The 19,795-nt window shown below is 54.9% G+C and carries 20 protein-coding genes and 1 other RNA gene; 12 read left to right on the top strand and 9 right to left on the bottom strand.

Annotated features, from left to right (window positions below; genetic code table 11):
* Positions 1-15 precede the first annotated feature (15 nt).
* Together TR2A62_RS03950 and TR2A62_RS03945 are read left to right on the top strand one after the other, a co-directional pair.
* Complete coding sequence (locus TR2A62_RS03950) at positions 16-1,260, top strand: hypothetical protein (RefSeq protein ID WP_009160188.1); 1,245 nt, start codon at positions 16-18, stop codon at positions 1,258-1,260.
* A complete protein-coding gene (locus TR2A62_RS03945) occupies positions 1,257-2,615 on the top strand; it encodes a cytochrome P450 (protein ID WP_009159812.1) in 1,359 nt (452 codons plus the stop codon). Before TR2A62_RS03950 ends, TR2A62_RS03945 begins: the two co-directional genes overlap by 4 nt.
* Here TR2A62_RS03945 and TR2A62_RS18000 read toward each other — a convergent pair.
* The 4 genes from TR2A62_RS18000 to TR2A62_RS03935 form a co-directional block, all read right to left on the bottom strand.
* On the bottom strand, positions 2,593-2,811 hold the full coding sequence (locus TR2A62_RS18000) for a ribbon-helix-helix domain-containing protein (protein ID WP_083791025.1): 219 nt from the start codon (positions 2,809-2,811) through the stop codon (positions 2,593-2,595). The two genes, TR2A62_RS03945 and TR2A62_RS18000, sit on opposite strands and share 23 nt — an antisense overlap.
* On the bottom strand, positions 2,808-2,984 hold the full coding sequence (locus tag TR2A62_RS17995; RefSeq protein WP_009160937.1) for a DUF4169 family protein: 177 nt from the start codon (positions 2,982-2,984) through the stop codon (positions 2,808-2,810). Before TR2A62_RS17995 ends, TR2A62_RS18000 begins: the two co-directional genes overlap by 4 nt.
* Entirely contained in the window at positions 2,981-4,369 is a 1,389-nt protein-coding gene (gene fumC / locus TR2A62_RS03940; RefSeq protein WP_009159326.1) for a class II fumarate hydratase, read from the bottom strand. Before fumC ends, TR2A62_RS17995 begins: the two co-directional genes overlap by 4 nt.
* Before the next feature lie 100 nt (positions 4,370-4,469).
* Positions 4,470-4,934, bottom strand: a complete 465-nt coding sequence (locus tag TR2A62_RS03935) for an SspB family protein (protein ID WP_009160100.1) — start codon at positions 4,932-4,934, stop codon at positions 4,470-4,472.
* A gap of 376 nt (positions 4,935-5,310) precedes the next feature.
* Here TR2A62_RS03935 and TR2A62_RS03930 point away from each other — a divergent pair, with 376 nt between their 5' ends.
* The gene (locus TR2A62_RS03930; RefSeq protein WP_009158476.1) at positions 5,311-5,757 is read left to right on the top strand and encodes a hypothetical protein; all 447 of its coding nucleotides are present in this window, start codon (positions 5,311-5,313) and stop codon (positions 5,755-5,757) included.
* A 98-nt stretch (positions 5,758-5,855) separates the two neighbouring features.
* Here TR2A62_RS03930 and ssrA read toward each other — a convergent pair.
* From ssrA to TR2A62_RS03910, 5 genes are all read right to left on the bottom strand, one after another.
* Positions 5,856-6,204: a transfer-messenger RNA gene (gene ssrA / locus TR2A62_RS17990) on the bottom strand.
* 12 nt (positions 6,205-6,216) lie between these two features.
* Positions 6,217-6,582: a DUF4345 family protein gene (locus tag TR2A62_RS03925; RefSeq protein ID WP_009158361.1), complete on the bottom strand. Its 366-nt coding sequence runs from the start codon at positions 6,580-6,582 to the stop codon at positions 6,217-6,219.
* Positions 6,583-6,649: 67 nt separating this feature from the next.
* Positions 6,650-7,603: a DMT family transporter gene (locus TR2A62_RS03920; protein ID WP_040820167.1), complete on the bottom strand. Its 954-nt coding sequence runs from the start codon at positions 7,601-7,603 to the stop codon at positions 6,650-6,652.
* A gap of 182 nt (positions 7,604-7,785) precedes the next feature.
* A complete protein-coding gene (locus tag TR2A62_RS03915; RefSeq protein WP_009160525.1) occupies positions 7,786-8,832 on the bottom strand; it encodes an ABC transporter substrate-binding protein in 1,047 nt (348 codons plus the stop codon).
* Between the two features lie 64 nt (positions 8,833-8,896).
* Complete coding sequence (locus TR2A62_RS03910) at positions 8,897-9,625, bottom strand: FadR/GntR family transcriptional regulator (protein ID WP_009158134.1); 729 nt, start codon at positions 9,623-9,625, stop codon at positions 8,897-8,899.
* Positions 9,626-9,720: 95 nt separating this feature from the next.
* Between TR2A62_RS03910 and TR2A62_RS03905 the strand changes: the two genes are divergently transcribed.
* The 9 genes from TR2A62_RS03905 (at position 9,721) to TR2A62_RS18375 (ending at position 19,794) form a co-directional block, all read left to right on the top strand.
* Entirely contained in the window at positions 9,721-10,494 is a 774-nt protein-coding gene (locus TR2A62_RS03905; RefSeq protein ID WP_150103554.1) for a DUF2182 domain-containing protein, read from the top strand.
* Between the two features lie 13 nt (positions 10,495-10,507).
* Positions 10,508-11,218, top strand: coding sequence for a DUF1326 domain-containing protein (locus TR2A62_RS03900; RefSeq protein ID WP_009158446.1), 711 nt, complete (start codon positions 10,508-10,510; stop codon positions 11,216-11,218).
* A gap of 32 nt (positions 11,219-11,250) precedes the next feature.
* Positions 11,251-12,354, top strand: a complete 1,104-nt coding sequence (locus tag TR2A62_RS03895; RefSeq protein ID WP_009157616.1) for a dimethylsulfoniopropionate demethylase — start codon at positions 11,251-11,253, stop codon at positions 12,352-12,354.
* An 87-nt stretch (positions 12,355-12,441) separates the two neighbouring features.
* Positions 12,442-13,425, top strand: a complete 984-nt coding sequence (acuI, locus tag TR2A62_RS03890; RefSeq protein WP_009158625.1) for an acryloyl-CoA reductase — start codon at positions 12,442-12,444, stop codon at positions 13,423-13,425.
* Between the two features lie 180 nt (positions 13,426-13,605).
* Positions 13,606-15,231: a BCCT family transporter gene (locus TR2A62_RS03885; protein WP_009159801.1), complete on the top strand. Its 1,626-nt coding sequence runs from the start codon at positions 13,606-13,608 to the stop codon at positions 15,229-15,231.
* A 70-nt stretch (positions 15,232-15,301) separates the two neighbouring features.
* Entirely contained in the window at positions 15,302-16,522 is a 1,221-nt protein-coding gene (locus tag TR2A62_RS03880; protein WP_040821099.1) for an aminotransferase class V-fold PLP-dependent enzyme, read from the top strand.
* Between the two features lie 19 nt (positions 16,523-16,541).
* Positions 16,542-17,963: a deoxyribodipyrimidine photo-lyase gene (locus tag TR2A62_RS03875; protein WP_009157965.1), complete on the top strand. Its 1,422-nt coding sequence runs from the start codon at positions 16,542-16,544 to the stop codon at positions 17,961-17,963.
* A 146-nt stretch (positions 17,964-18,109) separates the two neighbouring features.
* Complete coding sequence (locus TR2A62_RS03870; protein ID WP_009157359.1) at positions 18,110-19,318, top strand: cyclopropane-fatty-acyl-phospholipid synthase family protein; 1,209 nt, start codon at positions 18,110-18,112, stop codon at positions 19,316-19,318.
* A gap of 35 nt (positions 19,319-19,353) precedes the next feature.
* The gene (locus tag TR2A62_RS18375) at positions 19,354-19,794 is read left to right on the top strand and encodes a TrgA family protein (protein ID WP_040820165.1); all 441 of its coding nucleotides are present in this window, start codon (positions 19,354-19,356) and stop codon (positions 19,792-19,794) included.
* Position 19,795 lies beyond the last annotated feature (1 nt).

The raw sequence follows: 19,795 nt of genomic DNA, 5'->3' as shown, positions 1-19,795 counted from the left end.
CAAGAGGACGGCTGAATGAGCAATCAAACACAACAGGTCAAACGGCGGCGGGTGTTCTACATCCCTGGGTATGATCCGATTCATCCGCGACGGTATCGCGAGCTGTATCGCAAAGAAGGCGCGCTTCAGGCCGACATCTCAGGTTATGACATCGGCCTATCGCCCAAATCTGGCGGAGACAGCTATGGCTGGCATGTCCAAGGGGACATTGATGGCGCTCAGGTTCATGCAGAATTTGATGTGCTGGTTTGGTCGGACATTGTGCGCGACTCGATGGCGACCTCGATCCCCGCGACCTATCTTCAACTTGTCCGGACCGCATGGATCTATATCAGCACTGGCACCTTGCGCCGACTGATGTGGTTGCGAAAAGGGCCAGTGATCGCGGCCCTCTATCCGGTCGGCATGTTGATCCTACAGCTGCTGCTTGCTTTGGCGGCAGGTGCGATCTTGGGGCGGATCGGTTTGGGAACAATTGGACTGACAGGATGGCAGATGCCTAGCGTGTTGAAGTCTGCAGTGTGGTGGCCGATCTTTCTAGGTGTCGCGGTCGTGCTACTGCGGTGGTTCAAATCAAAGGACAACAAGTTTTTCGCATACTACCTGATGCATGATTATTCCTATTCGGCCGCATCCCGCGGGGCGAACCCACCCGAGCTTGAGGCCCGAATGGGCCAGTTCGGTGATCAGATCGCAGCGGCGTTGCAGGGGGATGAAGACGAAGTTTTGGTCATTGGCCATTCATCAGGCGCGCATCTTGCGGTGTCGATCTTGGCTGATTTGGTTCGCGCGGGTCGTGTACCAGCAGACGGTCCAGTCCTTGGGTTTTTGTCGCTGGGCCAAGTTGTCCCGATGGTTTCGTTTCTGCCGCAAGCGCACCGACTGCGCGCTGATTTGCACTATCTGGCGACCACAGATGCGCTGTCGTGGATGGATGTGACCGCGCCCGGCGATGGTTGCGCATTTGCGTTATGTGATCCTGTGGCGGTGTCTGGTGTTCAACCGACCAATGCAAAGTGGCCGCTGGTGTTTTCAGCCGCTTTTACCCAATCGCTAACCCCTGAACGCTGGGCCGAGCTGCGCTGGCGGTTCTTTCGGCTGCATTTTCAGTATCTGTGTGCGTTTGATGCGCCCAAAGACTACGATTATTTTCAGATCACAGCAGGGCCTGTGACCTTGGCTGACCGTTATGCGGATCGTGTCGCGTCTAAGTCGCGTATCGACGTGCCCGCCTCAAAATATACGTCGATGACTGCATGATCCCACCCAAACCCCCATCGCGTCCAGAACGCGTCAGCCTGTTCCGCTATTTGCGCCTATTCCGGCAGGACATTCTGTCTGCGCAACCGGCCAAGCTGTATCGCGCATGGATGGCTGAATTCAAAACGCCGTTCTTCCGCAGCTATATGGTGAATGATCCCAAGCTGGTGAAGACCGTGCTGAATGAACGACCAATGGATTTTCCAAAATCTGACCGAATTGGCGAGGGGCTACGCCCGCTCTTGGGGGACAGTGTGTTCCTGACCAACGGAGCGGTGTGGGAACGGCAAAGACGCATCATTGATCCAGCGTTCGAGGGGGGGCGGCTTAGAGAGGCCTTTCCGGCGATGTGGGAGGCCGCAGAGGCCGCCGTAGACCGGATGCGCAATGCCGGCGCCGATCCCATTGATATCGAGCCTGAGACCAGTCACGCGGCCGCTGACGTGATTTTCCGTACGTTGTTTTCAATCCCGATTGATCATGAAATCGCGTCAGAGGTGTTTCACGAGTTTCGCGATTATCAACGGACCCAGCCGCTGTTAAATATTGCGGCGTTCTTGCCGCGGTTCAAATGGTTGCCACGCGGTTTCAAGGCCGAGACTAAGTCAACCGCACGACGTATTCGGGCGCTTATCACGCGGCTGACTGATGAACGGGCGGCTGCGATCGCCGCAGGGACCGCACCTGATGATCTCGCGACGAAAATAATGACAACTGCCGATCCTGAGACGGGCGAGCGGTTTGATGCAGACGAAATGGTCGATCAGGTCGCGATCTTCTTTCTTGCAGGTCACGAGACCAGCGCGTCGGCACTGGCTTGGACGCTTTATCTCTTGGCCACGCATCCTGAATGGCAAGAGCGTCTCGCGGGCGAGGCTCAGGTTCTTGATAAGATGGACTTCAGTGTCGTCTCAAAGCTCAAGCTGAGCCGCGATGTATTTCGAGAGAGCCTGCGGCTTTACCCACCCGTGCCAATGATGGTTCGCGAGACGACATGCCCCGAGCATTTCCGCGATCGGGACGTTAAGATCGGTAGCCAAGTTGTTGTTTCTCCTTGGCATTTGCATCGACAAGAGCGTCTTTGGGACAATCCGGATGGTTTTGATCCGTCCCGATGGGCGACTGAAAATGGCAAGCAATGTCAACGGGATGCCTACATTCCGTTTTCAAGTGGTAAGCGTGTCTGCACGGGTGCTGGGTTTGCGATGATCGAAGGGGTGTTGCTGCTGTCGATGCTCTTGAAACACTACCGTTTTGACGCCGTCGAGGGCGAAGTCCCAGTTCCTGTCGCGCATCTGACAGTCCGGTCCAAAGATGGAATTTGGTTGCGGGTTACGCCCCGCGATAATGCCTAAGAACATACAGCCGGATAGCCGACGCGAGGCCTAGATCCTCACCACGTTCTGAATCAATTTTTGCAGATAACTCATTGATAGGAATGTCTAATTTTGACGCTATATCACGGAATGCGTGCCAGAACTCATCTTCAAGCGTCACAGATGTGCGGTGCCCGCGCAGGGTCAAAGACCGTTTGCGCGGACGCTGTGTCATTCGTCGAACTTATGCGCATCAAGATGCGCGCGCAGTTTGTCACTTTGGGTCGCTTCCAACAGCCGCTGTGCTTTGGTGCGGCCATGTTTGACCGCATTGGCATCATTGTCTGCCTTTTTGCGTGCCTTGCTTTGGTCTTTGCGTGCTTTGTTCAGATTGATCGGCGTGGTCATTTAGGCCCAATCATCTGTTCAGGACGTACAACACGGTCAAAGGTCTCTTCGTCGACAAACCCAAGTGCGATTGCTTCTTCGCGCAGGGTGGTGCCGTTCTTATGTGCGGTCTTGGCGACTGTTGTTGCGTTGTCATATCCGATTTCAGGGGCCAATGCTGTCACCAACATCAGGCTTTCGCCCATGATTTTGGCGATCCGGTCTTTGTTGGCTTGGATGCCGACCACACAGTTGTCGGTAAACGCCGAGGACGCATCGCCCAACAACTGCATCGACTGCAATACGTTGTAGGCCATCATCGGCTTGTAGACGTTCAATTCAAAATGACCCTGCGATCCGGCAAAGCCCACGGCAGCGTCATTGCCAAAGACATGGGCGCAGACCTGGGTCAGCGCCTCACATTGTGTGGGGTTTACCTTGCCTGGCATGATTGACGAGCCCGGCTCGTTCTCGGGCAACATCAGCTCGCCCAGACCGCAACGAGGGCCAGAACCGAGCAGACGGATGTCATTTGCGATTTTGAACAAGGATGCGGCAACAACTTTGAGCGCGCCGGACATTTCGACCATGGCGTCATGCGCTGCGAGCGCTTCGAATTTGTTCGGTGCTGTGACAAAGGGCAGGCCGGTGATCGTGGCCATGTTTTCAGCGACTGCAGTGTCCCAACCAGGGGCCGTGTTGAGGCCGGTACCAACGGCAGTACCGCCTTGGGCCAACTCATAGATATGGGGCAGAGCGGCTTTGACGCGCTTGATGCCCATGGCGACCTGATGGGTGTAGCCAGAGAACTCTTGGGCCAGTGTCAACGGCGTCGCATCCATAGTGTGGGTGCGGCCAATTTTGATTATGCCATCGAATTCGGCAACTTTGGCGGCCAAAGCGGCGTGCAGTTTTTCCAGCCCCGGGATCAGAACATCGCGCGCGGTCATCGCGGTCGAGATGTGCATCGCGGTTGGGAAGGTATCGTTAGACGACTGCCCCATATTGCAGTGATCGTTCGGGTGAACCGGATCTTTCGACCCGATAACGCCACCTAGGATTTCAATCGCGCGGTTGGCGATGACCTCGTTGGCGTTCATGTTCGATTGGGTGCCGGAACCGGTCTGCCAAACAACAAGAGGGAAGTGATCGTCGAGATCACCGGCGACAACCTCGGACGCGGCTTGGATCACGGCATCGGCCTTGGTGGCATCAATCTTGCCGTTGGCTTTGTTCGCCATCGCACAGGCCTGTTTGATCACACCCAAAGCGCGGACGACCGCGATGGGCTGTTTTTCCCAACCGATTGGGAAATTGATCAGGCTTCGTTGGGTTTGGGCACCCCAATATTTGTCTGTTGGGACTTCAAGAGGGCCAAAACTATCGGTTTCTGTGCGGGTGGACATGTGGTGTCTCCGAAATATTGTATGCTGTTGTATACTGCTTTATGCAGCGCCGCGGCGCGGCGCAACTGTTTGGCCGATTGTTAGCGCAGCCATTTTGAATTTATTTGCGAAAGCTGTCTAGGCTGACGATTTCTGCCTCTTGGGGTGCGTCGTCATCTGGTTCTTCGACCATTTCATCCATCGGGGCTTCGTGCTCGTCCGGCAATTCGTCGTCTTGGCTCTCGAACCGCAAGCCGAACTCGACTGAGGGGTCTACGAATGTCTTGATTGCATCGTATGGGATATACAGCGGCTCTGGTGTGTCACCAAAGTTCAGAGTGACGGAAAATCCATCGTTCGTGACGTCGAGATTGTCGTACCAATGCTGCATTACCACCATCATTTCATCAGGATAGCGGTCTGACAGCCAATCCGCGATCTCAACATCAGGGTGCATCGTGTCGAACGTAATAAAGAAGTGATGATCGCCGGGCAGGCCATTGGCCGCCACGTCATTTAGGACGTTCTGAATGAGGCCACGCATTGCCTGATGCATCAGATTCCCATAGTCGATTTCGCGCGACATTCTGACATCCCCAATGATCGTTCGTCGTATTGCCATTTAGCATACGGGATTCGGTGGGGGATGAAAGGGCCGAAGCGCAGCAGAACGCAGCAAGCGGAAATTCGACCGAAACAGCCATAAATAGTGGCATTTTGCTGAAAAACGTTGATCCTTAGCGCAACCTGTATATAGCAAGAACTAGCAGATATTGCGGCCTGCCTGAAATGAGCCGCAAAATATCGGTGGCGTCTGCCGCGCCGCTTCGGTCACTTTGGGGTGAGCAATGGGACAAATTGGGCGTCTGGCCGGCATTTTGTGTGTCGGTGTTGTTATTGGTTTTGGGGCACCAAAGCTTTTGAATTGGGTCAGTGGTGCTGCGACACCTTAGGTGGCCGAGATGACACCGGCCGAGGGTGATTTTGTCACTCGGGCAAGCTCGGGTCAGATTGGCGAGCTGTCGCAAATCGCAAACGGTCGCCCTTTGTCGCGGACCGAGAACTTGTCGCCAGAGCAAATGGAAATCATGGCTTTCTTCGAGCGGACGGCCCGTGAGCTGAATGCAAACGGCAGCCAGCAGGTCGGCGACGATCTCAAGTTTGATCACTTTGCGATTGATCAGCTAGATGTTCGTTATTTCTACACAGTCGAGCGTGACTATTCGCGGATCAACCCGCGCCTCATCATGCAAGAGCAGCAGCAAGCCATCCAAGCGACCGTTTGTGCGGATGAGACGCTCAAGCTGCTCGCGACGGACTATGGGTTTGTCTACAGCTACAACTATCTGTCGTTAGACCAACGCTTGATCGACCGTCTTTTCCTAACTCCGGATCAGTGCGACGCCTAAGTCGAACACGACACGAATTTTGACAGCCTGTTCCAGCTTGGAGCGGGCCGTTTTCATGTCAGATCCCAACAAAGGCGCCGGAGTGTAGGAGCAGGTGTAGTGCAGGCTTCTGTTGCCAGGTGCCTGCGAACCCCGCCAAACGCTGCTAAGCGAGAGGGCTTAAGTTTTCGATATTACGCACAGCTTACGCTGCGAGTGCCATCGGAGCTTTGTTGTCGTTTGCAACTAGCTTGAATGTACCGATAACGGTGGTAACTCACCGAAACAAAGCTAACATCTTTAGACGTTTGTCGATCCTATTTCGTCCCCATGGTCCCCAAACGAGGGATGTTGGTGGAGACGCCGGGTACCGCCCCCGGGTCCAATCCGCTTATTACATGCGCGTTTATGTTCATAGTCCCGAAGGACACCCGATATATGGGAGGTTTTATGTGGTTTGCCAAGGGGCAAGCGGCGGATTTACCCGATTGATGGGGCCGCATTGTACCAAATCAGCCATGCCGCTGGGCCCCATTCAAAGCCTAGAAACACCAGTGCTTTGGTCATAGGTGGCTTGTCGAGGATGATGGACAAGAGCCGACCGGCACCCGCCCCGACGTACGCGACACCCAGCATGAAATAGGCTTCGGGTTGGTTGGTGATCAAGCAATAAAGCGCGACAAAGACAAAGAGCCCGCCAGAGCCTGCGCGCAGCTCGGACAGACCCATCGTCGAATGTGTAGGCTGCATGTCTAGCGCCGAGGCTGTGTAGCGCGGGGCCAGAAATCCAAAGCCGCCAAAGAGGATTGTGATCAGCGCCATCGCTGGATTGAGAAGGTCTAGCATCGGGGCACCTTTTGATTTGTTTTATCCTTGTAACGCATAAACCGGCCGATCGGGTCAAAACTAGCGTCTATCGCCGCACGGGTCGTTCGCGGATGGGCGCGTTTATTTGGTTTTCGCGCCATACCGAGTAGAGCCCTGATCCCATAATCATAACGATGCCGATCCAGACAACCGCATCTGGCCATTCGCCGAACACGACGATCCCCAATACGATCCCCAAAGGCAGGGCGAGGTATTCGAACGGCGCCACCAGTGCTGCCTCTGACAGGCGGTAGGCTTGGCTGATGCAATATCCGCCTATCGACGCAAAAAGCCCCAGTATGATCATAACGATGAAATCAAACCCAGTGGGCCAAACCCATGCGCGCAAGAGGAACGACATCGACGCATTGGCGCCTGTATCGAACCGACCGTCACCAACTAAAAGCCACATGGCCGCGCCAACAATTATGAAAACGATTTGAATGTAGAACACCATCGAGACCGCGCTCTCGGTTCCTCGCATGAGGCGGGTCATGACGTGCAGCCCTGCGTAGCCCGCGGCCCCAGCGATCGAATACAAAGCCGCTGGCGTGAACGCTTCGGTTCCGGGGCGCAGGATCACCAAAACACCCAAGAGACCAATCAGAACTGCGGTCCAGCGGCGCGGGCCGACAGTTTCGCCTAAAAAGACGGTGGAACTGATTGTGATAAGCGCTGGGGATATGAAAAATAGTGCGACGGCAGTCGCGACGTCGAGTTCGGCCAACCCCATAAAGAACGACATGTTGGCAAAAACGATAAAGCCCGCACGGATCAAATGCATCACTGGACGTCGCGTTTTGATCGTAGCGAACCCACCGGCCATCGGGATCATGATGAGAAGAACAACCCCCATGCCAATGAGGCTGCGGATCAAAACGACCTCATGCAATGCGTAGCCGCCGCTCAGAGATTTCATCGCCACATCGTTCAACGAGAACAGCGTCACCGCGATCAAAGCAAAAACAGGACCAACCAATAAGGGGGGTATTCGTGTCATAGGAGCGTTATGACGTAGGTCCATGTAACGGGTCTTGCCCATCTGCGACGAGGCGTGTCGCCAATAACTGTCGAAGTGTGACAGGCCAACGATTGGGCGGGTTGGCAGATAATATCCCCGATGAGCCTTGTGCGCCGTCTTGGCGCGCCCACCGGAGATATCAAAATCTTGTCCCGCTGTGCTTAGAAGCCGACTTTGATTTTTTCGAACTCTTGGATCATCAATTCGCGGATCGCGTTGTCCATTGGCAACTGTGCCAGCAGTGGCACGTCAACTTCTCCAAGACCAACCTCTTCGAGCGTTTCCGCGCCGATACCGGCCATCGCTTGGGTGTTCGAGTGGCCATAGCCCCATTCGTTGACGATGTAGTCTGTCGTGGTTGGCTGCAGCCATGCCTCCATGAACTGGTGCGCTTTATCTTCGGAGCCAGGTCCGTCAACGAGGTTCACGTAGCCACAGAACCAGACAGAAGAACCTTCTGCAGGGGAGCGGTTAAAGCCGATTGGGAAATCTTCGCCAACCATTGTCACTGGAACTTCGTTCCATGTCCAAGAAACCAAAACTTCGCCTGTTGCCATGAGCTGCTGCAATTCTGCGCCGTCCGCCCAATAGGCACGGTTCAGTGCGTGCGCTGTGCGCAGCCAATCGGCGGCAGCGGCAACATCGTCAGTGGTGGCTTGGGTCCAGTCGCTGATGCCTGTGGCGAGATATGCCAATGCAAATGCGTCTTCTACGTTGTCAGGCAGCGACAGGCGGCCCGCATATTTTTCGTTGTGAAAGACCTGAAGCGATGCCACGTCTTCGGCGGGCACTTCTTCGGTGTTATAGGCAATCGCGGTCGCGCCCAAATCAGCTGGGATGAAATAGACATCATCGCCGTCCGTAAAGATCGGGGCGGTTTGGTATTCATCAGCAACGGTCGAATAGGATGGGATTTTTGACAGATCCCATGGCTCAATCAGGCCAGCCTGACGCCATTTGTCGACTGATTGTGAGCAAGGGTGAGACACGTCTGCACGAAAGCCCGACCGCAATTTCTGAAACGCTTCTTCTTCTTCGCCAAAGAACGCAAAGGTTGGGGCAACGCCGTTTTCCTCTGTGTATTTCGTATAGAAATCGGCCTCTTCGTAGCCGGACCAGTCAAAGATCAACAGCTCTGGATCCTCAGCGGAAACAGCGGTAGCCAGTGAGATGAGGGCGGCAGAGCCCATCAGTTTTGTAAGTTTCAAAGCAGTTCTCCCTATGCTTGATGCCGTTACGCTAAGCGCGGTCGGGCTATCTCGCAAGCGGGATTTAACCTTTGGAGCGGGCCTCGAACACCGATTGTGCAAGTGCGAGTGTGTATTCGGACAAGTCGCACAGCAATTCATCAGCCCGCGATGCATCCTGTGCTTCGATCGCATCGGCAATTTGGCTGTGAAGCGAAACAATGGTTTCACGAGACCGGGCAGAAAAGGTGATCATGTTCATCAAAGGCTGCATCGCCTCAACGGCACCGGCGAGTTGATAGGACAACACGGGGTTCGCAGCACCGTCTACCAACGCACGGTGGAACGCGACATCTGATGCGCAAAACGCCTCGTCTGTGAGGCCTGGTTGGGCCTGACGAAACGTTTCGGCGCGCATCGTTGCCAGATGATCAGGCGTCCGGCGTTCAGCCGAAAGAGACGCACAGGCCCGTTCCAGCGCATAGCGTGCCTCGCAAGCTGTGGCAAAGCTGACTTCGTTCATCGACAACAACAGCGTCGAGGTTGTGATCTGTTGGGTATAGGCGTCTTCGAACTTCAATCGATTGACAAAGGCACCGCCTGTTGCACCACGTTGCGTGCGGATCAGGCTTTGTGCGCCCAACCGTTTCAGTGCCTCTCGAACTGTCGAGCGGGACACGTCGAACTGATCACACAGTTCGGCCTCGGAGGGCAGGCGTTCGTCCACAGGCAGATCGCCCGAAATGATCGCGTCACGGATGGCGCTGGCGATTTGGACCGAGAGGTCGGCGGAGCAATCAGGATCAATTTTCATATGTCAGACATTTAATCATTTGCCACAAATCTAAAAGTCTGACATTTGATTTGCAACACCTGAGTCGGGAGGATTATCTGGTGCACAGTTTGAATATGCCAATCCGTTCGATCCTATGGCTCGCGTTTTTCGCGGCCATTTTGGGTTCGTGGTGGATGATGTTCATGATGAGCATGTCAATGGATCTCGATATCCTTGGCCGTCCCGGTGCGATGGGGCAGGCGATGCGCGCGATGGATCCGCGGATGCCGATGGATATGCCAATGGCACGTTTCGGTCCTGTATTTGCAATGTGGGCCATCATGATGGCGGCAATGATGTTGCCAACAATGGTGCCAACGCTGCGAAGCTACGAAGACCTGATCAATAACGCCAATGGCAGCCGTGCTGGCTGGATTGGTGTGATCCTAGGATATTCGATTGCCTGGGTCGGCTTTGCCGCCTTGATCGCCGCCGTTCAAATTACGCTCTTGTTTGCAGGCATCATCGATATGCTCGGGATTGCGACGTCGATTTGGCTGTCCGCTGCATTGTTGATTGTTGTCGGTGCCTTTCAGTTCACGCGCATCAAAGAGGTCTGCCATGGCGTATGCCACAGCCCAATGATGTATTTTGTTGGTCACTGGAAGACAGGGTTTTCTGGCGGGCTTCGCATGGGGCTGGGTCTAGGCGTGTTTTGTGTAGGCTGCTGCTGGGGCTTTATGGCTCTGGGGTTTGTAGGCGGCGTGATGAGCCTTGCTTGGATGGGTCTCGCCACACTGTTTATGGTTTTAGAGAAATTGCCCAGTATTGGGCATTATGTGACACGCCCGATGGGTGGTCTGTTGATCGCGGCTGGGGTTCTATTGCCCCTGTGGTCGCTGGTTTAGAAAGGGTCTAAAAATGGCTGACAGAGAAAGACAACCCAGTGACAAGTTGCCGATTTCGCAACGCATTGACCAACGCATAGAAAGTCATCCATTGCGCCGCAAAATGGACCCAACAGAATGGGCCATCAAGGGCGAGCTGTTCCTGAACTGCTCTTGCGAAATGTTCTGTCCGTGCGTCATTTCGTTGGGTGCGCATCCCCCCACAGAGGGTCACTGCCACGCTTGGATGGCGATTGCGATCGACGAAGGCCATTTCGAAGGCGAAGACCTATCCGGACTGAACGTTGGTCTGCTGGTCGATATTCCGGGTCGTATGGGCGAGGGCAACTGGCGCGTAGGTGCCTATGTTGACGAGCGTGCGACGCAAAAGGCGTACAACGGCATCTTGAAAATCTTTAGCGGTGCTGCTGGCGGCACCACGGGCCTATTCACGTTCCTCGTGTCCGAAATCATCGGTGCCGAGCGCGAAAAGGTCGAGATCACACGCGAAGGCAACAAGCGCGGTCTGTATATCGGGCGCAAAATTGCTGGTGAGATCGAAATGATCGAGGGCAAGTCCAAGGATCATCCGGTTGTGATTTCGAATTCCAAATATTGGATGGGTCCCGACATCGTGGCGGCCCGCGGTCTGAAGTCCAAGGTGCGTGACTACGGCCGTGTCTGGGATTTCGGTGGCAAATCCGCTGAAGTCTGCGCAATCGATTGGAAGGGCCCAAAGCCCTAACGTCTCAAACAACTTAATATCTGAGGTCTAAGATGGCACTCATTTCGCCCTCTCGTCGCTTGCGCCGCACACCCTTTTCTGAAGGGGTCGAGGCCGCAGGTGTCTCTGCCTACACGGTCTACAACCGCATGTTGCTGCCCACGGTGTTTGAAAGCGTCGAGGAAGATTATCGACACCTCAAGGACCACGTTCAGGTCTGGGACGTCTCGGTCGAGCGTCAGGTCGAACTGCGCGGTCCAGATGCGGGCCGCTTGATGCAAATGCTGACGCCGCGTGATCTGCGCGGGATGTTACCCGGCCAGTGTTATTATGTGCCTATCGTTGATGAAACGGGCGGCATGTTGAATGATCCTGTTGCGGTGAAAATCGCCGATGATCGCTGGTGGATTTCGATCGCAGACAGCGACCTGCTGTTTTGGGTCAAAGGTATCGCACAGGGCTACCGCTTGGATGTGTTGGTTGATGAACCTGACGTGTCACCGCTTGCCGTCCAGGGCCCCAAAGCTGACGACTTGATGGCGCGGGTCTTTGGTGATGACGTGCGCAAGATCAAATTCTTTCGCTTTGGTCACTTCGATTTTCAAGGTCGCGATATGGTCGTTGCTCGTTCTGGGTACTCAAAGCAGGGCGGTTTCGAAATCTATGTCGAAGGGTCTGACATTGGTATGCCACTGTGGAATGCGTTGTTCGAAGCGGGTGCAGACCTGAATGTGCGGGCAGGGTGCCCTAACGGGATCGAACGGATCGAGGGTGGCTTGCTGTCGTATGGCAATGACATGACCGACGACAACACACCCCACGAATGTGGGCTGGGTAAGTTTTGCGATACGCAAACTGCAATCGGTTGTGTGGGGCGTGATGCTCTGTTGCGTGTCGCAAAAGAAGGACCAATCCAACAGGTGCGGGCCCTTGATATCGCGGGCGACAAAGTGCCGGGGTGTGACCGTGTTTGGCCTTTAATGGCTGGCTCGAAAAAGGTCGGCCAAGTCACGTCAGCTGCGTGGTCGCCTGATTTCAACACAAACGTTGCGATTGGCATGGTCAAGATGACCCACTGGGACGCGGACACAGTTTTGTCTGTGCTCACACCTGATGGCGCGCGCGATGTCACAGTATGCGAGAGCTTTTGGTTGTAACGCTCGGACCGACTGTCGGGCAAACCGGCAATTGGTTTCTTGAGCAAAGATTGTGGGGCCACATGCCCCCAAAAAAGGAGATGGACGATGTTTAATGCTTTGGTCGTGAACAAGAACGACGAGGGTAAAACCTCGGCTGCGGTGCAAGAAATCGGATTGGATGATTTGCCAGATGGTGATGTGACCGTTGCGGTCGAGTATTCGACAGTGAACTACAAAGACGGTCTGTGCATCGGCCCAGGTGGCGGTTTGGTTCGGAACTACCCGCACGTGCCGGGTATCGACTTTGCCGGAACCGTCGAGGCATCAGACGATCCTCGCTATAAAGCGGGCGACAAGGTTGTACTGACAGGCTGGCGGGTGGGCGAGGCCTATTGGGGCGGCTATGCACAAAAAGCACGTGTCAAAGCCGACTGGTTGGTGCCGCTGCCTGACGGTCTGGACGCACGTCAAGCGATGGCTGTTGGCACAGCTGGTTTCACGGCAATGTTGGCTGTCATGGCGCTCGAAGATCTCGGGATCAAAGACGGTCCTGTTTTGGTCACTGGCGCGGCAGGTGGGGTTGGTTCCGTCGCGACTGCGATCCTTGCCAATCTGGGACATCAGGTGGCTGCGGTTACCGGTCGTCCTGAGACGGCAGAGTACCTGACATCGCTGGGCGCAACACAGATTGTTGCCCGTGAAGAGATCAACGAGACGACAAAACGCCCCCTCGAAGCCGAAGCTTGGGGGGGCTGTGTCGATGCGGTTGGCGGCGATATGTTGGCGCGTGTTCTGGGTCAGATGCAGTATGGCGCAAGCGTGTCTGCTGTTGGTCTAGCGGGCGGCGCGGGTCTGCCAGCGACAGTCATTCCGTTCCTGCTGCGCGGCGTAAACCTGTTGGGAATCGACAGTGTTATGCAGCCCTACGACAACCGTGTGCGCGCATGGCAGCGCATCGCCAAAGACCTGCCAATGGACAAGCTTGATGCGATGGTGCAGCCAGCAACGTTGAGCGATCTGCCGCAGCTTGGCCGAGACATCCTCAAAGGTCAGGTTAAGGGCCGAGTCGTTGTCGATGTGAACGCCTAGAAAACTACATTTTGTACTGTTGAAATGCGCCGCGGATACATCTTGCGGCGCATTTTTGTGTTTCGTTTACAATTCGCCCGAAAATTGGGCATTTTGTCAGTAAAACATGCGATAAATTCTTTGTGAGAAAGATTCCCCGGCTTAGGATTGGGGAGCAATTAGCTAAATAAGGGGACAACTATGGCGATGAAGCCACCAATTACCGATCTCGATATCCCAACCGCGAATAGCGGTTTTTACGAGGGATTTTCCAAATTTGTCGCAATCGGCTCAAAGCTGTTGATCGGCGCGCTGATCTTATGGGCGATCGCCTTTCCAGATGCAGCAGGTAATGCTCTGAATTCGGTGCGAGGCTCGATCGATGCCAACACCGGTTCTTGGTACATGTACGTGATGGCATTCTACATCATCGTCTGTCTCGTACTCGCGATCCTGCCTTCTACAGGTAAAATTCGTCTGGGTGGGGTAGACAGCAAGCCAGAGTTCTCAAGCTTCTCTTGGTTCTCGATGATGTTTGGTGCCGGTATCGGCATCGGCATGTTGACCTACGCAACAGGCGAGCCGATTTTCCACTTTGGCACCAACCCTGACGTGATCACGGGCGAGACAACAGCATCAAGCGCAAACAACGTACGCGCCGCGATGAAGTGGTCGTTCCTGCACTGGGGCTTCTCCGCTTGGGGTTGTTATGCGATTGTAGGTCTTGCGCTTGCGTTCTTTAGCTACAGCCGTGGTTTGCCGCTGACGATCCGTTCGGGTCTGACACCGCTTCTGGGCCGTTCGCTAGAAGGTCCTTTGGGTCACATCATCGACATCGTATCGGTCATCGCGACCATCCTCGGCATCTCTGTGACACTGGGCTACGGTGTTTCGCAATTTGCGGCTGGTCTCTACAACATCACTGGGATGGAGTGGATCATGAACGCTGAGGGATCGCCTACTGCTGGCGCAATGATCCTGTGTCTTGTTATCGTGATGATCTTGTCGACATTGTCGGCTCTGTCTGGCGTTGGCAAAGGCATCAAATGGCTTTCCAACATCAACATGGGCCTGTCGTTCTTCATCCTCGCATTCCTGTTGATCTTTGGTTCGACAATGTTCGCGCTTCAGTCGCTGTTCCTCGGTATCTGGGACTACGTAGTCGCACTGCCAAGCATGGCTCTAAGCGTTTACAAAGGTGACGGCCTTGAAGACAGCGTGGCCACACAGCTTGCCGGTTGGCAGGGTGGTTGGACCATCTTCTACTGGGCATGGTGGATTGCTTTTGCACCATTTGTTGGTTTGTTCCTTGCACGTATCTCCAAGGGTCGCACGATCCGCGAATACGTTCTGGGTGCGATGATTGTACCTTCGATCATGTGTTTCGTTTGGTTCGCCTTTGCAGGCGGCACAGCGATTGACCTGACGTTGAACGGTGGTGCAGGTGATCAGATCACAGGTGCAGGCCTCTCGAGCCAGCTCTTTGCGATGATCAACTTCATGCTGTCGCCAACGCTCGCGACTTTGATGTCATGTGTGATCGTGGTTCTGTTGCTGACGTATCTTGTCACATCGGCAGACTCCGCTGTTCTCATCATCAACACAATCGCAGCTGCTGGTGACGAAAGCCCTAAGGGCCGCGCGCACATCATCGTTTGGGGTGCAATCCTCACGCTGGTGATTGGCGGTCTGTTGTTGGCTGGTGGTCTCGGTGCGATTAACACTGCGATGATCATTGGCGCGCTGCCATTTTCGGCAGTGATGGCACTCATGGGTGCTTCGCTGCTCAAGGCACTTTGGCGCGATAGCAAACGCTCAAAAGACTAATCATTGATTAGTCGGAAAACAAAGGGCTCCGGTGCTTGCGCATCGGGGCCTTTTTCGTGACTGTGTTGTCATGACACTTGATCTCAATTGGGTGCGGGACCAATTTCCCGCCTTTGCCGAGGCACCGCTGCAGGGCCAAGCCTTTTTCGAAAACGCAGGCGGGTCCTATACCTGTCAGCCTGTGATTGACCGCCTGATGCGGTTCTATCATCAGCGCAAGGTTCAGCCCTATGCGCCGTATGCCGCATCGACCTTGGGCGGCGAGGAGATGGACGAGGCACAGCGCCGGCTGGCCCTGATGATGGGCGTCGAGACTGATGAAGTATCGTTTGGCCCGTCGACGACGCAGAACACCTATGTGCTGGCCAATGCCGTGCGCCGCTGGTTGGGCGAGGGCGAGGCGATCATCGTCACTAACCAAGATCACGAAGCCAATTCCGGCCCATGGCGCCGTTTGGCGGAAGAAGGCATCGAGGTACGTGAATGGCAGCTGAACTCGGAAACGGGCAGCCTAGAGATCGAAGCGCTTGAGGCGTTGTTGGATGAAAAGGTTCGTTTGGTCGTGTTTCCCCACTGCTCGAATGTTGTGGGTGAGATCAATGATGTTCCGGCAATCACCGAGGTTTGTCATTCCACTGGGGCCTTTGTTTGCGTAGATGGTGTCAGCTATGCGCCGCATGGCATTCCCGACGTTGGCGCGTTGGGGCCGGATGTTTATCTGTTTTCAGCCTACAAGACATATGGCCCGCATCAGGGGATCATGGCGATCCGCCGCGCGTTTGGGATGCTGTTGCCGAACCAAGGGCACCATTTCAACAGCGAGATGCTATACAAACGGTTCACCCCAGCGGGTCCTGATCATGCACAAGTCGCGGCCTGTGCAGGTATGGCGGATTATGCTGAGGCATTGACCGAACACCACGGCGGACCCGCAGGTGCGCGAGATGGTGCAAGGTTCGCCCATGATCTGATGCGCGCGCATGAAATCGAAACCATGCAGCCGCTGCTAGACTATTTATCCGACAAGAATTCGGCTCGTTTGGTCGGTGGGCGTGATGCATCAAAGCGTGCGCCAACGATCGCGGTTGAACTTGCGGGCAATGCCGAAGAAGCAGCAAGCAAGCTGGCACCGCATGGTGTGATGGCGGGTGGTGGCGACTTTTATGCGCAGCGCCCGCTCTCGGCGATGGGTATTGATCCTGACAAAGGTGTGCTGCGGCTTAGTTTTGTGCACTACACCAGCCCATCAGAGGTTGAACAGTTGATGAAGGCGCTAGATCAAACCTTGTAGTGATGACTAGGGCCTGACAATGACTGACAACTCTCCGATTATCCTGTGGTTCCGGCGCGATTTGCGATTGGGTGATCATCCCGCATTGGCGGCGGCGGTCGCAACGGGCCGCCCGATTGTTCCGTTGTTCATTCACGACGAGGTCGTCGAAGGTCAGGGCGCGGCGCCCAAGATGCGTCTCGGTTTCAGTGTCGAGGCTTTGGATCGGTCTTTGCATGGCACCGGGTCTAGGCTGGTTTTGCGCCGAGGTCGCGCATTGGACGTTTTGCGCAAAGTGATCACAGAGACAGGGGCAGGTGCCGTTTATTGGTCGCGCCTCTATGATCCTCTTAGCAAAGAACGCGATACCGCTGTTAAATCTGCGCTGAAAGACGACGGCGTCACCGCCCAGAGCTTTGCCGGGCATCTGTTGTTTGAGCCGTGGACTGTTGAAACCAAAACCGGCGGTTTCTACAAAGTGTTCACTCCGATGTGGAAGGCGGTGCGCGGCACCGATCTGCCCGTATCAACCCCTGCGCCCAACAGATTGGAAGCACCGCAAGAGTGGCCAGCCAGCGATGCGCTTGCAGATTGGGCGATGGACGCAGCAATGATGCGTGGCCGCGATGTGCTTGCCGCGTTTTGTACTGTGGGCGAGCAGGCCGCGCTGTCGCGGCTTGAGACCTTTATCAACGAACGCGTTGGCAATTATCAAACCAACCGCGATTTGCCGCGGGTCGACGGTACATCGCGGCTGTCGGAAAACCTGACGTATGGCGAGATCGCGCCGCTGACGTGTTGGCATGCGGGGTGGGCTGCATTGAACCACGGAGATGCAGACGCGGAGGTGTTTCTAAAAGAGCTGGTTTGGCGCGAGTTTGCCTATCACCTCGTGCATCACACGCCCCACATCACCACCGACAATTGGAAGCCCGACTGGGATGGCTTTGCGTGGAACACGGACGAGACCGACCCAAAGGCCGTTGCGTGGAAACAGGGACGCACTGGCATCCGGTTTGTCGATGCAGCCATGCGCGAGATGTATGTGACTGGAACGATGCACAATCGTGGCCGCATGATCGTTGCGAGTTATCTGACAAAACATCTGATGTGCCATTGGAAAATTGGGCTCAAATGGTTCGAGGATTGCTTGGTCGATTGGGACCCCGCCAGCAATGCTATGGGGTGGCAATGGTCGTCTGGTTCGGGGCCGGATGCGACGCCATATTTTCGTGTCTTCAACCCCGTCACGCAATTGGACAAATTTGACAAGAACCGCGAATATGTTGACCGGTGGATCGCAGAAGGCCGCAGCCAACCACACGCAGATGCTCTGAGATATTTCGATGCGGTACCAGAACATTGGGCCATCAAGCCGACCGATGACTATCCTGCACCGGTCGTCAGCGCAGAAGACGGTCGCAAAGCGGCGCTTGATGCGTACTCAAATCGTGGTTTTTGACGGATTGGTGCAAAGTCGGCGGAAAATATCGCCTCGTGATGAAACCTTTTGTGTCCAAACCACGTGACTTTTCAAGAACTTGCGTTACCTTTTGTGGTGATAAGAGCCTGCAATAAGCCGCAACGAACACGAACTGGGAATTTGGGATGATCCTTACAACAACAAGAGGCCAAGGCGATCTGCCGCGATATTTTTCTGCGGCCTTTGATGTCGCCTGCAAGATGAAAAATGGCCGTCTCGACATGGTGTTGCCAGACGGTCGCCGGTTCCGCGCCGAAGGTGAAAACCCCGGATATGTTGCGGAGCTCGTCATTCACAATCCCGATTTGTTTTCCCGCCTCATTCGCGAAGGCGATCTAGGGTTCTGCGACGCCTATCTAGACGGTTGGTGGTCGACGCCAGATTTGCAGGCGTTCATGGATCTCGCCCACGCTGGCAATGAGGAAATGTATGACGGATATCCCGGTCAGGGGATCGTACGAGTGTTCGAGAAAATGCGTTTTTGGCTACAGCGCAATTCCAAAGCACAGGCGCGTAAAAACATCAGCTATCACTACGATTTGGGGAATGATTTCTACGGTCTGTGGCTCGATGATACGATGACCTATTCATCGGCTAAATTCACCACTGGGCAAGAGAGCACGGAAGCCGCGCAAACCGAAAAATACAAGAGCATGGTAGACCAGATGGGCGTCCAAGAGGGTGATCATGTCCTCGAGATCGGTTGCGGTTGGGGCGGCTTTGCGGAATACGCTGCAGGCACGCGCGGGCTGACAGTAACCTGTCTAACAATCTCAGAAGAGCAGTTTAAGTATGCAGTGGATCGCATTGAAAAGGCTGGACTTTCTGATATGGTGACCTTCAAGCTTCAGGACTACCGCGATGAGACGGGCGAATATGATGGCATCGCAAGCATTGAAATGTTCGAAGCCGTAGGCGAGCAATATTGGCCCGTGTATTTCGACACGCTGCGTGATCGGCTAAAACCCGGCAAGCACGCGACGCTGCAGATTATCACGGTCGCCGACGAACGGTGGGAGGTCTACAAACGCGGTGTGGATTTCATTCAGAAATACATCTTTCCGGGTGGTATGTTGCCCAGCCCCAGTGCGCTGCAGGCCCAAGCGGACCGTGCGGGTCTCGATGTCAAAGGCTCGATTGAGTTCGGCGAAAGCTACAGCCAAACGCTGCGGCGCTGGTATGTGGATTTCAATGATAAATGGTCCCAAATCGAAGAAATGGGCTTTGATGAACGGTTTAAACGCATGTGGGACTTTTACCTGACCTCTTGCGCGTCGACCTTTCATAGCGGTAACTGTGATGTGACGCAGATCACGGTGACGCGCCCCGCATAAAAGAGGGTGCGCACCCGCAACAAGGGACGCACACTATGCCCACCGCAGGCCGGCTCGTCGCCGTACTTATGTTCGCACCACTCGCGTGGTATGTCTCGACACTTATTATTCCACTTTTTCCCAATGAAAAAGATATAGGACGGTTCGTAGAAGTGAATACGCTTTTGACGATTCCGATTGCGTGGATGGTTGCGGGGTCCAGAGCGGGAACGGGGTATCGATCGGCTTTGGGTTACGGGCTGACAGCAGGGGCTGCCATGGTTTTTTGGTGCGTGTTCCTTCAATGTTTTGGCGAAATGATCCGGCTTTCTCTGCGAAAGCAATATGACGGCCCAACCGAGGCTGTTGTTGGTATGTTCGAGCTTATGGCAAAATACGGTCAAATCCTGCTGGACCAACAGGTCGTGATCACACTGGTCGTAGGGTCGATTGTTGGTGGTTTCGTAACCGAATTCTTTGGCCGTCGGTATTCGTAAG

Origin of the sequence: Thalassobium sp. R2A62, from assembly GCF_000161835.1 — a bacterium.
In the GTDB taxonomy this organism is placed as follows: Bacteria; Pseudomonadota; Alphaproteobacteria; order Rhodobacterales; family Rhodobacteraceae; genus Thalassobium.
The sequence above is the reverse complement of the archived record's forward strand: the minus strand, read 5'-3'. Positions and strand labels throughout refer to the sequence as shown.

What these genes read in the sequence shown, in the direction of transcription:
- TR2A62_RS03950 (WP_009160188.1), top strand. Translation starts at nt 16, where the DNA reads ATGAGCAATCAAACACAACAGGTCAAACGGCGGCGGGTGTTCTACATC.
- TR2A62_RS03945 (WP_009159812.1), top strand. Translation starts at nt 1,257, where the DNA reads ATGATCCCACCCAAACCCCCATCGCGTCCAGAACGCGTCAGCCTGTTC.
- TR2A62_RS18000 (WP_083791025.1), bottom strand. Translation starts at nt 2,811, where the DNA reads ATGACACAGCGTCCGCGCAAACGGTCTTTGACCCTGCGCGGGCACCGC.
- TR2A62_RS17995 (WP_009160937.1), bottom strand. Translation starts at nt 2,984, where the DNA reads ATGACCACGCCGATCAATCTGAACAAAGCACGCAAAGACCAAAGCAAG.
- fumC (WP_009159326.1), bottom strand. Translation starts at nt 4,369, where the DNA reads ATGTCCACCCGCACAGAAACCGATAGTTTTGGCCCTCTTGAAGTCCCA.
- TR2A62_RS03935 (WP_009160100.1), bottom strand. Translation starts at nt 4,934, where the DNA reads ATGTCGCGCGAAATCGACTATGGGAATCTGATGCATCAGGCAATGCGT.
- TR2A62_RS03930 (WP_009158476.1), top strand. Translation starts at nt 5,311, where the DNA reads ATGACACCGGCCGAGGGTGATTTTGTCACTCGGGCAAGCTCGGGTCAG.
- TR2A62_RS03925 (WP_009158361.1), bottom strand. Translation starts at nt 6,582, where the DNA reads ATGCTAGACCTTCTCAATCCAGCGATGGCGCTGATCACAATCCTCTTT.
- TR2A62_RS03920 (WP_040820167.1), bottom strand. Translation starts at nt 7,603, where the DNA reads ATGACACGAATACCCCCCTTATTGGTTGGTCCTGTTTTTGCTTTGATC.
- TR2A62_RS03910 (WP_009158134.1), bottom strand. Translation starts at nt 9,625, where the DNA reads ATGAAAATTGATCCTGATTGCTCCGCCGACCTCTCGGTCCAAATCGCC.
- TR2A62_RS03905 (WP_150103554.1), top strand. Translation starts at nt 9,721, where the DNA reads ATGCCAATCCGTTCGATCCTATGGCTCGCGTTTTTCGCGGCCATTTTG.
- TR2A62_RS03900 (WP_009158446.1), top strand. Translation starts at nt 10,508, where the DNA reads ATGGCTGACAGAGAAAGACAACCCAGTGACAAGTTGCCGATTTCGCAA.
- TR2A62_RS03895 (WP_009157616.1), top strand. Translation starts at nt 11,251, where the DNA reads ATGGCACTCATTTCGCCCTCTCGTCGCTTGCGCCGCACACCCTTTTCT.
- acuI (WP_009158625.1), top strand. Translation starts at nt 12,442, where the DNA reads ATGTTTAATGCTTTGGTCGTGAACAAGAACGACGAGGGTAAAACCTCG.
- TR2A62_RS03885 (WP_009159801.1), top strand. Translation starts at nt 13,606, where the DNA reads ATGGCGATGAAGCCACCAATTACCGATCTCGATATCCCAACCGCGAAT.
- TR2A62_RS03880 (WP_040821099.1), top strand. Translation starts at nt 15,302, where the DNA reads ATGACACTTGATCTCAATTGGGTGCGGGACCAATTTCCCGCCTTTGCC.
- TR2A62_RS03875 (WP_009157965.1), top strand. Translation starts at nt 16,542, where the DNA reads ATGACTGACAACTCTCCGATTATCCTGTGGTTCCGGCGCGATTTGCGA.
- TR2A62_RS03870 (WP_009157359.1), top strand. Translation starts at nt 18,110, where the DNA reads ATGATCCTTACAACAACAAGAGGCCAAGGCGATCTGCCGCGATATTTT.
- TR2A62_RS18375 (WP_040820165.1), top strand. Translation starts at nt 19,354, where the DNA reads ATGCCCACCGCAGGCCGGCTCGTCGCCGTACTTATGTTCGCACCACTC.